The 14,597-nt window shown below is 55.2% G+C and carries 8 protein-coding genes; 2 read left to right on the top strand and 6 right to left on the bottom strand.

Annotated features, from left to right (window positions below; genetic code table 11):
- On the top strand, positions 1-467 hold a 467-nt coding region (locus tag JE47_RS0116415), incomplete at its 5' end, for a sensor histidine kinase (RefSeq protein WP_031460797.1).
- Between the two features lie 357 nt (positions 468-824).
- Here the strand turns inward: JE47_RS0116415 and JE47_RS0116410 are convergent.
- Genes JE47_RS0116410 through JE47_RS0116395 form a run of 4 tightly spaced genes read right to left on the bottom strand, consistent with a single transcriptional unit; the run spans position 825 to position 9,167 of the window.
- On the bottom strand, positions 825-3,107 hold the full coding sequence (locus tag JE47_RS0116410) for a glycosyltransferase family 39 protein (RefSeq protein WP_236631265.1): 2,283 nt from the start codon (positions 3,105-3,107) through the stop codon (positions 825-827).
- The gene (locus JE47_RS0116405) at positions 3,100-5,079 is read right to left on the bottom strand and encodes a glycosyltransferase family 39 protein (RefSeq protein ID WP_031460795.1); all 1,980 of its coding nucleotides are present in this window, start codon (positions 5,077-5,079) and stop codon (positions 3,100-3,102) included. Before JE47_RS0116405 ends, JE47_RS0116410 begins: the two co-directional genes overlap by 8 nt.
- The gene (locus JE47_RS0116400; protein ID WP_031460794.1) at positions 5,076-6,320 is read right to left on the bottom strand and encodes a glycosyltransferase; all 1,245 of its coding nucleotides are present in this window, start codon (positions 6,318-6,320) and stop codon (positions 5,076-5,078) included. Before JE47_RS0116400 ends, JE47_RS0116405 begins: the two co-directional genes overlap by 4 nt.
- 12 nt (positions 6,321-6,332) lie before the next feature.
- Complete coding sequence (locus JE47_RS0116395; protein WP_031460793.1) at positions 6,333-9,167, bottom strand: glycosyltransferase family 39 protein; 2,835 nt, start codon at positions 9,165-9,167, stop codon at positions 6,333-6,335.
- 168 nt (positions 9,168-9,335) lie between these two features.
- Here JE47_RS0116395 and JE47_RS0116390 point away from each other — a divergent pair, with 168 nt between their 5' ends.
- Positions 9,336-10,040, top strand: coding sequence for a metallophosphoesterase (locus JE47_RS0116390; protein WP_031460792.1), 705 nt, complete (start codon positions 9,336-9,338; stop codon positions 10,038-10,040).
- Positions 10,041-10,452: 412 nt separating this feature from the next.
- Here JE47_RS0116390 and JE47_RS0116385 read toward each other — a convergent pair whose 3' ends face one another.
- The gene (locus JE47_RS0116385) at positions 10,453-10,743 is read right to left on the bottom strand and encodes a PspC domain-containing protein (RefSeq protein ID WP_031460791.1); all 291 of its coding nucleotides are present in this window, start codon (positions 10,741-10,743) and stop codon (positions 10,453-10,455) included.
- Positions 10,744-11,010: 267 nt separating this feature from the next.
- Positions 11,011-14,556: a type ISP restriction/modification enzyme gene (locus JE47_RS21060; RefSeq protein ID WP_236631264.1), complete on the bottom strand. Its 3,546-nt coding sequence runs from the start codon at positions 14,554-14,556 to the stop codon at positions 11,011-11,013.
- Between the last annotated feature and the right edge of the window lie 41 nt (positions 14,557-14,597).

Below are 14,597 nucleotides of genomic sequence, written 5' to 3'. Positions count from 1 at the left end.
ACGATATTCGCAACTTACTCTTCGAGTTGCGTCCGCTTGGTCTCGAAACACAGGGGTTATTGGTGACCCTCCAGCAGTATGTTGAGCGCTGGCGCGATCCTTCAGGGAACGATATTAAGCTGCGTCTCGAAGCACCGGCGCAGGTGCCACGTTTACCACCTGAGATTGAAGCGGCGATCTTCATCATCTTACAAGAGGCCATCAATAATGCCCGTAAACACGCGAAAACCGATAGCATCACGATCTATCTGTACGTTGAAGAAGATCACTTTGTCGCCAGTGTGCGTGATCGTGGGCAAGGCTTTAACGTCGCTGCGGTCGAGAGTAGCTATACGAACCGAGGTTCTCTTGGCTTACTGAATATGAAAGAGCGGGCCCGCCTGATCGGCGCCGATCTCCGTATTCGCAGCGAGATAGGTCAGGGAACAACGGTTGAATTGCGCATTCCCCTGTCTCAATCTCGTTGAGAGCTGATGAAAGAGCGGGCCCGCCTGATCGGCGCCGATCTTCGTATTCGTAGTGAGATAGGTCAGGGGACGACGGTTGAATTGCGCATTCCTCCGTCTCAATCTCGTTGAGCGCTGATGTGGGCCAGTGGATGCATTTGCCGTTCTGTATCTGAAAAAGTATCTGCTCCTGTCTGAAACCTCTTTTTTCCCGGTCGTTTTTGGTTGTTTTTCCTTTCCTCGCACATCGGAAGAGCAGGGGGTTGTCCACTCGGTGATCCGAATCCCTACCGTACCCTCTGACATACCTTCCCACATTGCAAGGAGGTGATGACGATACACCATCAAGTCTCACCCTTTGCCTAACAACGGTACGTCCTACCTTACCTCAGCCCAGTCTAGTTGAAATGACAGAATCCGTAGCTGACCGACCTGTGGCCCTTGCCGACGTACCAGATCGAGGGCGTCGGGAATAAATCCGGGGCCGGTGATGGTAATAACGTAATCGGTGCCAGCCGGTTGGGCTGGTAACGGCAGGCAGAACTCTTGCAGGCGACGATGAGGGCGGAATGTTCCTAACATCGTATCGTGGAGCCAGACCTTGATTGTGGGCAGCGACAGATCAACCGGCCAGTTGGCGGCTGCACGCAGGCAAAGCTGGCGTTCCCGTCCTGAAGCGGCTGCCGGGAAACGAAGGTGTGCGGTTTCACCTGCCCACCGTACTGTTGCCCCTAGTATGGGATCGAATTCACCCAGATAAAAACCGTCGATATAACCGAGATCGTTGTCATCGGCTAGATCAATCCGATGGTTGGGCAACGGTGGTGGGTGGAGCCAGCGCCACGCCCAGCCGGTCGGATTCCAGTCGTCAACCAGAGTTTGCCCCAATATCTGACGGGCAGCAGTGAGATCACCCATGTGACGGAGTAGTTCACCACGAATAACCGCGGCTTGCCACAGGTAGAGTGGTTGCTGTTGGGCTAAGAGTTCCAAGCCGATAGTTGGCTGGCCGTTTCGAGCTGCTAACAATGGCTCGCCAATCGCACGGGCATATGGTGGTAAATCGGGATCGGCAAGTGCTTGCGACCACGCTGCCAGATCGTCGTTGGCAACGGCCTCGGCGAGACGCTCAAAAGCGTGATACTGTGGGCGGCGCTGCCAGGCAATCTGTGTGGCTGCCAGTGCCGATGGATAAGGGCCGAAGTACGATGCCCATTGTGATGGCGCGCCGTCGGCACGTGGTTCGAGGTAGGCGTAGGGCGTGGCAGCGATGAGCCAGGCCAGCACTGCAAATACGGCGTAGAGCAAGCCACGTCGATTGGTTAACCACGTTCGCCATTGCGGAGCGGCTGCTAGCGTCGTTGTTGCCAGGATAAACAAGAAAGGCAACAGCGGTATCCGAAAGCGATTAATCGCAAACAGTAACGGTGCTGCCGCCAGATTGTAGAGCAACCACAATCCAATCAGGCCTGGGAGAGTGCCGTTCTCTCGTTTCACTACAGCCCAGCCCAGCATAGCCAATGGCAACATAGTAATGTACAGGGTATCATCGAGTACAAACAGGGCAAGGGTGTACCACTCTGGCAAACGCCCTAAAGCAAACCCTTCAACCAGCCGTTCATCGCCGCTATAGTTGATCTGAAACAGATCGATCAGTTCAATCAGCGTTTTTTCGACAAACGCCCACGGCTTCGCTCGAATCAGACACCAGCCTTCGGCGCTAAGCAGTTGCTGTCGTTCGGCCTGAGTTATCGCGGTTACCGGTTTGGTCAGTGCTGCCTGCAGATGCGAATCATTATTCTGCGCCAGACACGAGTCGGCAGTTAGAGCGATACGAGTTGCATCATCAAGCGTAGGATCGAGGAGGGCCAACACGAAATTGCGGGTTGGGGCATCGCTACGACCACCGTCGTAAGCGGTACGGGCGCCTAAAGCCAGGTTGTAGGCGCCAGTCGTGTCGATGATGATCAGGCCACCGTATGTTCGTGAGGCGTAGACCGCCCATGGCCCAATCAGACATCCTGCACTCAACAGGGGGAGCAGCGCCGTGATGGCGCGCTGGCGCAAGTTGCCGGTGGTGTGCCAGAACAGCCAGAGCGTGACCAGCGGCAAAAAACCAAGTAACAACCCGCGTGTAAGTGTCGCCAGACCGAGGAAGAAACCGCCGATGAAAAGTCGGTATCGGTGATGCAGACGAGCCAACAACCAAAAAGCTGCCAGCAGCAGGCAGATAAATAAGGTCTCGCTTAACAGCAGTTGCGGATACATTGCGAGTGGTAACGAAAGCGCACTCAAAAGCGCTGCACCACCAGCAGTACGCGAGGACGCACCCAGTTGACGACTTATCGCATACACCAGCCCAACGTTCACCAAACTCAGCAGGCTCTGGCTGGCAAAAATAATGGCTTCGTTGCGACCAAACAAGACGATATGCGCAGCCAGAAACAGCGGATAGAGTGGTGCGCGCGTCCAGAGATAGCCGGTATGCCATGCAAACCCACGCCCGTTGGCCAACCAGTCGGCAGCGGCCAGATACTCGGCTTCATCGGAAATGAGACCGAGACGCGGCAAGTTGCCCCAAAGCGCCACTCGTAAGCCAAGACCACAACACAAAGCCAGTATGAGAGGCCAGTGTTGTTTGAACCAGAGACGGCTATTCATCACCAGCAATAACCTCAATCGTCGCTAACCAGAGCCGTCCGTCGCCAAGTGATCGCTCACTGTATACCGGTAAACGGCCGGCTGGAGTGGGATCGGTTGGTCGATACCAGCCTATCAGGAGACGGTACTGACCGGGTGCGAGATCGGGTGGAAGGTAGACTGCTCGATCATCGCGCGCCGGTTTGCCCGGTAGCCATGTGCTGGTAGGGAGATAGCCGGTTAACGGTTGACCATCATCACCGGCAACCGGCGGCTGTTCACAATCGCGGCAAAGATGAATAAAGAGGCTGTAATCCTCGCTCAGCGGCTGCTGTACATCCCAGAAGAGACTCAGCGGAATATTGCTGCCGGCCCGGTATACTCCTGGTCCGACTGGGGTGGTTGCTTTCAAGGTATAACCCAGCAATTGCAGGTGATCGCCAAACAGAGCTGTGAGTGGCGTCGTTGGTCGTACAATCTCACCGGTGATGTAGGCTTCTGGTGCTTCTTGACAGAAGAGATGAACACCATGGAAACGCCAGATACCGCACGGCCAGGTTCGCTGCTCACGGCTAAAGGCCCAGAAGTTACCGACCAGCCCATATTCATCGCCAGGGAGCGGTGGATCAATCGTTCGCGCATGATCTGGTGCGATGATCAGCCAGCTCCGAGTATAACCGGTTAATGCCTCGCGCCGCTCAACATCCCACTCGCGCTGACTGTAATCGGTTTCGCCGGTCCAGAAATTGGCGAACGTGATCGGTTGTGGCATCGGATCAACACTGAAGCGGGCTGTGTAGTAGTCGTACAATGGACGCAGATAACCTGGGTGAATCACCACAGCATCGTCGGGATGAACCCGTCGTGCCAGTTCCGCGATGGCGTCGCGGTATTGTTCTTTGACCGGATCACCCGAAAAGAGGCCGAAACGAGGTTGCGTTATGGCAAGACCGGCAGTAGTTATCATTCCGATGAGCATTAACCATCCCACCGAGCGTAGCCAGCCAGTGTGACCTATCCCTAAAGCCAGAATAATGATCCATACCGGAAAGATAATCATCAGGTAGCGGGTTTCATAGAGACGGGTAACGAACAGTTGTAACGAGAAGAGGATAAGCGGTAGACTACCCGTCACCCCCAGCACGAGTCTGACATTTGGTGAGACGTGACGTAGACTAAGCAATCCTAGGCCGAACATCAGCAACCATGGCAGCAACCAGAACCATTCGAGATCACCCGGCCAGCGGTCAAGACTGAAACGAGTTATCGTCAACCAGAGGGCCATAAGCGGATCGGCGGCAATTGAAGCGCCGCGCGCTGCCCGATCACTCCCCACACCAGCAGCCATAGCCGCAATCATCCCGATGCCTATGCCAATCAATCCGGCTGCAAGAACGAACCGGTACCGTCTTGGTCGACTGAATAACCAGACTAATGCAATACTCAGGCTCAGTAGCGCCGTGAGGCGATGAATAAAGAGTGCAATCAGTGCCAGCCCAATCAACCAGAACCATGCCTGTGAGTGGTCAGCTTGCACAGCCCAGAGCGTCAGCCAGATCATCGCCGCGCTGACTGCCAGCACGAGTGCGTACACTTTTGCTTCCTGAGCATACCAGATCGCGAAGGGTGAGAGTGTACTGATCACCAAGGCCGCGATTGTGATACCCTCCCGTCGGGGAGATGTACCGGCTGCCGTGCGTGCCGCCAGCGCCACGAATGCAACGCTCAGGGTGCCGGCCAAGGCCGATGGTAAGCGCAGCGCCCACTCACTCATCCCGGCTACGCACATCCATCCCTTCAAAAGAATATGGTAGAGTGGGTAGGCCGCGCTCGGTTGCAGCAGATCACGAAACAGGATACCCCAGGGTTGCATCGCCATCGCCCAGCTATTCCCTTCATCGAGCCAGAGACTCTGGGCATCGAGGCGATAAAGACGGATCGTCAGAGCGGTAACGCCGATTATGAGCCAGATCACCAACGGTCGCCACTTCATAGGCTGACATTTCCTCGCAATGCCGTGGCAAACGCCGCCTCATAACGTGCCGCCGTATTTTCCCAGGTCAGTTCATTCACAATCCGTTTGCGTGCTGCTGCCCCCAGCCGTTCTGCAAGTGCCCGGTCGGTGATCAAACGGGCAATGGCCGCGGCCAGTGCGCCTGCATCGCGCTCGGGCACAATTAACCCATGCACTCCATCTTCGATTACATCAGGCACCCCTGCTACCCGCGCTGCCACAATTGGACGGGCGGCGCCCATCGCTTCAAGCAAGACATTTGGTAAGCCATCAACTCCTTTACGTACAATGGGAAGTGCAAAGACATCGGCTGCGGCCATCGCCATTGCCGTGCGTGCCCGATCAAGTTGGCCAGTAAACAGCACGTTCGTTGCGATGCCCAGTCGAGCCGCCTGCGCTTCCAGCGCTGGTCGCAGATCTCCGTAACCGACAATTACTAGCCGGGCTGTCGGATGCATCCGCAGCACTGCCGGCCAGGCATCGAGGAGCACACTGAAGCCTTTTTTGCTCACCAGGCGTCCTACGCCCAACACCAGCGGAGCATTTTCGGGAATACCCCATTCGGCACGGAAGTGCTGTGCAGCCGTCAGATCGGGGCGAAATTGATCTGGATTGACGCCGTAGGGGATCACAAAGGTGCGCGTCGGATTTGCACCTAGTCGTACTCCCCGCATACTCAAATCTGCACTACAGGCAGTTACTACTGCTGCCTGGCGAAACACGAGTCCGGCTATCTTCCCCATAATGGGTTGTGTTTCCGCCAGGTAGATGTCACTCCCATGCAAACTAACCACTAATGGGAGACGGGCACCGAGTGCTGCCAGTGCTGCCGGTGGGCCGTTTGGCAATACCCAATGGGCTTGCACCAGATCGAACGGCGTTCCGCGGGCCTGGGCCTGTCGTAATTCGCGTTGTAATGCTAGTATCGAGGCTGTGAGCGCAAAGGGGGCCGCAATCCATGCCCGATCACGCACCTGAGTGTCACTATGGAGTGACTGGGCATAGCCCCAGATATTCAGGGTGGGGTGGGGTGCATAGCGAAAAAAGCGCAGTTCAATGCCACGTTCACGGGTCTGGCGGCGCAATTCGGGATGCCATGGTGCGACTAACGTCACCTGATGACCACGGGCCGCGATCCCGGCGGCAATCTCTTCGATAAACGGTGCGGTTGTTTCTCGTGGGTATTTTGGCAGTGAGGATGCCAACATTAAGATACGCATACGACGAAAGTTCTATTTTGAAGTAGGAATCCGATAGATAAACGCACGAAAATCAGGTGTCGGACTAGCATAGAGTAATTCAAAGCCGTCAATGATCATCCCCGGCTGATTAGCGTGATCCATCAGCGGTGCTAATAGCCGACCGACATCACCTTTCACCCGCATCTGATTTTCCAAGACTAGATACTTTGCCCCATAGTGGTGGGCAATATGCAACAGCAGTTCACGGTCATCGGTGTTGGGAATCATCACCGCCGGTCGTTCGGTATGCCAGTTAACCTGCCAGGGCAGACGGGTCATAATCACTGCATCGGGTGGCGTATTGGCGCGTAACCATTCATAAGCGGCCAGGTCTTGCTGCCAGATACGAGGCTCGTTGCGTACCTTGTCGGCAATGTCGGCTTGTGAAGCGGCGACAATAGTCACAATGGCGGTCAATGCCAGAATGAGACCTAACGGCGCCCACCGTCGATCACCGATGGCTGCCAATCGATCATAGCCGGCCCAGATAATCCAGGATGCTAGAAGCGCCAGCCATGGAATAAGTGCCACCCAATAGCGCTCTTCATTGGTACGCCAATAGGTGAGCATAAAGAGGATGTACGGCGTATACGTAAACCCTATTAGGCTCATCCAGTTTCGGCGATACGCAATTGCCGCCAGGAAACCGGTCAGCGCAAGCCAGGCACCAAGGGAGGTCAGAATGTTCTTCTGCGCATCGTGACTGAATAGGGCAGCGATTGGGTCTGGTGCTCCTGGCCACGCCGGCATCAGATACGCTCGCAATTCACGCACCTGGGTCTCGAATTTGGTTATGGTTGCATCAAATCCCCAGCGCAAGATCCAACTGCGGTTGGGAAGGCCGGGTCCACCCCATTCTGGTGCGAACACGCGGTAGATCTCGGCCCAGGCATCACCACTTACACCACGATAGTCGAGTACCCAGGCATCGTAACTTTCAGTACTGTAGACCGGTTTTCCAAACAGTATCATATTACGTACCAGGTATGGCGAAAGGATGAAGAGCGCGATGAGTGACCAGACGACAATCGGTGTCAGTTCAGTACGTAGCCGTTGCCAACGTTGTTGCCAGGTTGGGATAGGACGGAGATGGTTTAACAGTATTGTCAATTGCCAAAGCCCCATACCTAGCGCAAACATTGCCCCACTGGGCTTTTGCAACATCATCAGACCCGTACAGATTGCTGAAACGATCAACCATTGCCAGCGCTTTCCCGCGTCGGTATGGCTGCGCAGCAACGCAGCAGTTGCGGCCAGACTAAATACCACAAATGCCAGATCGTTTGTGACATAAATTGACAGCCGGAAGAAGAGGTAATTGGTCAACACGATGATGGCCGCCGTCACTCCGACTCGCCGATCCCATAGCCAGCTTCCAATGTTGTACAGGAGAACAAGTAGGATAACATCAAAAATGAAATTGGGAATCTTTGCTGCCCAGGCGGTTGGCCCGAACAATGCAAAAAAAGGCGCAATCCAGACTGGTTGTAACAGCGGCCAGGTTTCTTGTGGCCGGGTTACGCTATCGTATAGATAATAAAATTGACTGATATAATCAACAACCCATCCGCGCCCACGAACCAGATTACGCGCTACAATCGCATTATCGCTGTAATCGGCATGCCCGACATACGGCAGGGCAGCGATCACGGTAGCTTCAAAACCCAACCAGATGACGGCGAACAGTCCCAGTACGAGCCTGGCCCCATACCGTGTTGCCAGCCAATCAACCAGTGCGTCGCTCAGCCGTGGCAAACCGGTGCGGCCATTGTTCAAGATCAACGCCAGCAGAGCGGTGCCTAAGAGGGCCAGTAACAGTGAATCGGGAAAAATCTGCCAGAAAAGCCGAATCCCAACCGCTGTCATCCAATGAAACACATGGAACAAAACATAACCGAAACAGACCAGCGCTACTGTGACCAGGCCATACCCCAGGATACGTCCATGGGCATAGTGCTGTACCAGTCGTCGGATAAAGGTCAAGAGTGGTTGTCGATACACAAGCACATTGAGCGCCAGTAAGCCGATCATCGCCACGTTGAGAATTGCCGCCATCCAGATGCGGGCACCTGCCAGACCGATCGCTGCTATACTGATGCCGAGGGTAGTCAGAATATACACCTGAGCCTGGCTCAGCCGTAAACGGGCTAGCAATACGGCCAATAGCACTGCATTCCAACCCAACAATGCCACTGCCGGCCAGGCTGGCGGCAAAAACAATGCCGATTCCTGATTTGACGCAATCCGAATTTCAGCCAGTCGCACCCCTTTCGGTCGTGGATCGCGTTCATCGGTTAGAGTTGCTGATGATTGGAGCGTAATCGTCAGGTTATCGTGTTGATGAACGATCCCCGGTACAGAGAAAGAATATGCTTCCCAGTGTGGCGTAGGAACGAAATTACCAACCAACACCTCATCAATGAATACGCTCACCGTCGGTTGCACACCGACAGACGCCGGCCAACCCTGGGCAACAATGGTCAACTGCAACGCTGAACCGGCACCAACGTTTGGTAAGACCAATACCGCTCGTTCGCGTGTCCATCGCGAACGCCCGGTTGGTGAATCAGGCGTTAATTCGTCGGCAAACAGATCACCGCGCTCAACCGGCGCCTGTCCCAGACCGGGACTAACCCCAACGAAGAGACGATCTCCCGGCCAACCGATGGCGACCCGGCCTTGTGGTGGCGCCTGATATGCCATTACTCCCGCCAACAAAGCCAGCAGTAACATCAACAGCGTTGCGCGAACTGTTGTACGGATAGAAGATGTAGATTCTGCCGCGAGTAGCTCTCCGGCAATCGTTGCACGATCACGAACAGCCATTCTGTCCCTTCACCGATGGGCCTGTTGCCGACGGCCATTATACCGCTATTTGTTGTCAGCCGTAGCCTGTGATACCACATAGGGTATGTGATAAAGTGCTGAAGATTCCATCACACACTCCTAAAACAGAGTTGCATTGCAGCGCCAGGCCTGTTATCATCAAGCGCTATGATCTGGACAATTTCTGATCTCCATCTTTCTTTTGCTCGTCCCAAGCCGATGGATATCTTCGGTCCCGGCTGGAAAGATCATCCCGAACGCATTGCACAGGCGTGGCGTGAACGGGTAGCAGCAACCGATTGGGTACTGATTGCCGGAGACATCTCGTGGGCAATGAAATTATCCGATGCCTTGCTCGATTTGCAATGGATAGATGCGTTACCCGGCACGAAGGTGCTCATTCGCGGGAACCATGATTACTGGTGTCCGCGCCGTGTCAATTCGATCCGTCGTCATCTCCCGCAGAGCCTACGTCTGATCGGAGCCGACGCAATCGATATTGGCGAGGCTGTCGTCTGTGGCACCAGAGGCTGGATCACGCCTGAAACACCTGGTTTTGGCGAAACCGATCTCCCAATTTACCAGCGCGAACTCGGTTTACTCGAACGAGCATTAACGGCGGGAAAGACACTAGCCGTCGGTAAGCCGCTCATCGTGATGATTCACTTTCCGCCGTTCGTTAATCGTCAGCCCACGGAATTCGCTCGTTTGATCACTGCTGCCGGAGCTACAACGTGTATCTACGGTCACCTGCATCGCCGTTACGATTGGGATAACGCGGTGCAAGGTCGTGTCGAAGGCGTGTACTATCAGCTTACTGCCTGTGATTACCTTGGTTTTGGGCCGGTGGCCGTGCGCGGTTTGAATGGGTAGGAACGATGAGGTACAGAACGGCAGTGGAATATCTGGTAGTGGCAGAGATGTAAGAGAGGGGAAACAGCAGCGCCAGTGTGTCTGAATATTCCTTTGCCGACAGTTGCTTGCTGCTCTCATTCATCCCTAGTGGTTCCCGCCGCCAGGGAATGAATGGCACTGCTCGCCGATGATGCGGGTCATTGCATCGCCAGGGGGATCATAAGTGCGGGACGGAATCATCCATCATCGCCCATCAGACGTATCCTATGCCTATTGCATCATCGCGGAAGGGCGGTGCGCGAACCGCCCCTCTGTCGAAGGGTGAAAGCGGTAGGGATTTCCTGTGCCTCACCCAGATGGAAGCTGAGAGAGTGATCACCAACTCAGGTTTTTGATCACCCTCTACGAGAGCACCAATCTAGCAACATTATTACCGGAACAGATCGCGGATTCGAGCGACTAGTTGTTCAATCATTGCCCGCATCTCGTCGATAGCGACATCGAGATTGTTGGTCGTTGGATCGGCATCTTCATTCGGCATTAAGAGCCATAGGACAAGGTAGATGACGACCCCAATGCCATTCATCAGCCCAACGATGACAAATGCAATCCGCATGATAACCGGATCGATACCCAGATATTTTGCCAGGCCGCCGGCAACCCCGGCGATCATACGATCACTGCGTGTTCGTTGTAGGCGTTGGGTTTGTGGTGTATTCATAACATCCTCCTTCTATCGTACCATCTATTTGACGTTGCCCCTTTCCTGTCAGTTGCAGTTACAGCATAAATCTGCGGCAACCAGCCTGGTTGCCGCAGAGCCAATAGGGGAGTGAGCAGAGATGTCTGCTCGCTTATCGTCTTAGTTTCCGCATGGATCAACGTTACGCCAGTTGAGCACGGTATCGTTCACCGTTTGTAGGCTACCCTGCCTTGATCGGTTGAGATATTTTATGCCGTATGACACACTCGTCTCTACGGTCATCACCTATATTGGGATGACATGTTGTTCTACGCTGGGATACAAGGCCTGTATCTTGGTCTGCATTGCAATCGTTTCGTTGATAGCATTTGCAATGTGAATGTAGCGAATTGGATCTGCTAGTTGGCGGCCCTTGCGGTCTTTCAGATACTTTTCCAGCACCTGGTAGCCGCCAATCCGGTATTCCCACATCTCTGGCGTGATGCCCTCAAAGTATTTGTCGGCGTTAATGGATACCCGCCCGTTGGATGGGTTGTAGCGCACATGCTCGATGCGGTCGCTGCCCTGCCCCTGATACTTGACCCCGGCGGTGTTGGCAGGGTTACGCAGCAAATGCAGAGCAATCAGTTGTTGGCCCAGGTCGGTCATCTGGCGGAAGAGGTCGGCATCCGCCGTGAAGGGGATGCGCGGGAAGTCGGTGCGCAGTTCCTGGGCGTATTTCTGGCGGTAGGTCGGGCTGTAAAGGACAGCGTAGATGTAGGCCAGCACGTCTTCCGGCGTGAGGGTGAAGCCATAAGCGGCACTCAGTTTGGGTAGCAGCCAGTCGGCCAGGTTGGGCTGGCGCGAGCGGTGGAACATCTCCGGCGACTCGGCGGAGGGGTAGAGGTAGAGGGGGCACTCTAAGGCAATGCCCTTGGCGCTTGCAAAGACGCGATTGTCAACAATATGCGATGTAATCAGGGCATGAGTGTAATCTTCATCAAGAGATACTTGACGCATGACCAGTAGCCCCAAATTTTCCCCGGCCAGCATGTGGCGCATGACTTCGGGGCGGGGCATGCAATGAAAACCACGCGACCGTCCGGTGTAATAGGTATAGCGGACATCAAAAGGACGATACAGGATGGGGACGATTTTCTCGCGATGGGGGCCGCCCTCGCGTTTTACATCCTGTTGTGCAAGGTCAACCTTCCAATCCCGCGCGTCTTTGCCCAACTGGAAGGCTGTGCGCGCCAGCTCTTCGCTCAACTGGCTGAACGTCAGAACCGTTGTCCACATCTCATCGGGCGTCCAGCGGATGGTCAGGTTATCCCGTGCGGTGACGATGCCGACGCTGTTGACGGGGAAAATCTCGGTCACGGAGGGCCAGGACTGGTAGGCTTGCAGGTTTTGCGTCTGGCGCGGGGTGAAGAAGTAGGAGGGCGATTCGGGCGTGATGGGCTGGTAGCCGGCGGTGGAGAGGTCGTGCGCATCGAGCCAGGCGTATTTGTCGGCGCGTCTGCCGTAGAGGTGGGCGTGGTAGACCCCACCCCCCGGCCCCCTCCCCGCACGCGGGGAGGGGGGGAGCGCCTGCTCCGAGGGAGTAGAGGAGGAGGGAGCCTGCTCCAAAGACGGGGAGGGGTTGTTCCCCTTCCCCGCTTGCGGGGAAGGGGATAGGGGATGGGGTTCTAAAACCGCCCGTATCACTGCCAGCACTCCCTGAATGTCTTGCAGCACCTGTTCGTTAGTAAACCGCAACACGCGATACCCAAGGCTTTCCAGAAATGCTTGACGCATTGCATCATATTCTTCTTGAGTTTCGTGGATGGAACCATCTACTTCGATAATCAGCCGAGGATCGCGGGCATAAAAATCCACGATGAAACGGTCAATGGCGTGCTGGCGGCGAAATCGAACGCCCAATTGTTTCCCACGCAGATGCTGCCACAGGACATCCTCTGCTTCTGTCGGTTCCTTGCGCATTTCGCGGGCCAGGGGTTTCAGATACTTCCAGACAGCGGCAGGGGTTTGCCATCCTCCCAAGCTCCCCGCAGGCGAAGAGCTCGAAGATACGGCAGGGTGAGAGTCGGTAGCATCTGCTCCCTCTTCCCGTGTTGGCGGGGCGTTGGGGGAGGCATTGCCATACTTCACAAACAACGCAATCGCCACACCCTGGCGGATGTCGAAGACATTTTCGTCTGGACTGCCATCGGGCGCCGTCTCGCGCTTCAGACTGTTGCCGTGCAGGTCGAGAATGTAGATTTCATCAAACGTCTTGAGCAGGCTCTGGCGCATGCCGCGAAACGTAGGGTTATCTAGGTAGCTATGGTTGGTGATCATCGCCACAATACCGCGCCCAGCCCTGTGTATCTTCCACTGAGCGAAGCGTAGAAACTTTACGTAGTCGTCTTGCAACCATTTAGGGTTCTTTTCGCCGAGCGGCTTGCCATCCACTGTGTAGTAACTCTGCGCACCGTCCAGATCGGTCTTGAGCAGTTGCTCCGTCCACTTATTTTGGTTCGCAGAGATACCAGAATAGGGAGGGTTGCCTATGATAACCAGAATCGGCTCTTCATTTTTGATTCTGGCGGCGTGGTGACTCTCTTCCGCGAGCGAAGAAAGACCGGGAATTTCAATCTGCTGGAGGTCCTCCATCTCCAGGGCGTTGGTCAGGTAAAACTGGAAGCGCTCGCCGTTGTGCAGCGGAACGCCCAGCTCCTCTAGCAGGAAACCGATTTTCATGTGGCCAATGGCGTAGGGCGCCACGAGCAGCTCGAAGGCGTAAAAGTGCGGCAGGATGTGCTCACGTAGGAAGTTGCCTTTAGCGCCCTCGCCGTATTTGTTCGTGAATTCCTGAAACGCCAGTTGAACGGCCTCCGCCGGAAACGTGAGTGTGCCAGCAGCCGGGTCGAGCAGGGTAACGCATTTATCGGCAAGGCCATCGGCCATGCCAAAGCGCGTCTTCAGTAGGTCATGCACGGCGCGGACGATGTAGCGCACAACAGGTTGCGGCGTGTAATAGACGCCGCGCCGCTCGCGGGTTTCGGGATCATATTCGGACAGAAAGGTTTCGTAGAAATGCAGGATGGGGTCATCGCCCCTACCCTGCTGGTAGTACTGCGTCAGGATAGCCCGCACATCGGCGGCGTTCAGCACGGCAGCGATGTCGTCTACGATGGTCTCCATTTGTGGAGAAGGCTCGCCAATAGAGATGTACTTGAAGACATTGCGAAGGATGCCAATGGTGGATGGGATAAGACAATAGGCCAGCTCACGATTGAACGAGTTCTGCGTGCGGGTGCGGGCGGCGAACAGACCGTAGGTGATGGTCTGGGCGTAAAGGTCGGCGAACTGCGCTTCAGTTAGTCCGGCAATGAGATGTTTCTGGAAGGCTTTATAGAAACCGTACAGGTCGCCGCGCTTCTGTTTCACCTGTTCTGCAAGTTCCGGGCGGATGACGTCATCTCGCAAGAATCGCGTGCGTCGCGCCAGGTCACGGGCCAGTTCTTCAGCGGTGAAGGTGGGCGGTAGGGCGAAGGAGAAGAAGGTCTCGAAAAGTTGCGTCACTTCCTCGACGTGCCCGGCAGGCGGCGCTGTTCTCAACGTTACACGTTTCAGTTCCAGGCCATTGCGGTAAAGGCGAAACTCGTAGAAATTGGTCAGGATGAGGTTAGGGAAGGTGTGTCGGTAACGCTGAAGTTGTTCAGATTCTTCCACCTGATCAAGTTTCTTGTCGGGCGCTTTGGCTTCGATATAGCCGATAACCTGATAAGCACCATACCGAACGCCGAAGTCGGGACTACCAGCTTCGGTAGGCTTAGGCAAGACGGTAATCTGGATGGTACGGTTCAATGCTCTCGCAACGGTGTTAAGAAAATTCTCCAATGTGGCAT

The sequence above is a fragment of the Chloroflexus sp. MS-G genome (assembly GCF_000735195.1).
Classification (GTDB): Bacteria; Chloroflexota; Chloroflexia; order Chloroflexales; family Chloroflexaceae; genus Chloroflexus.
This window is presented reverse-complemented; position numbering and strand designations above follow the sequence as displayed.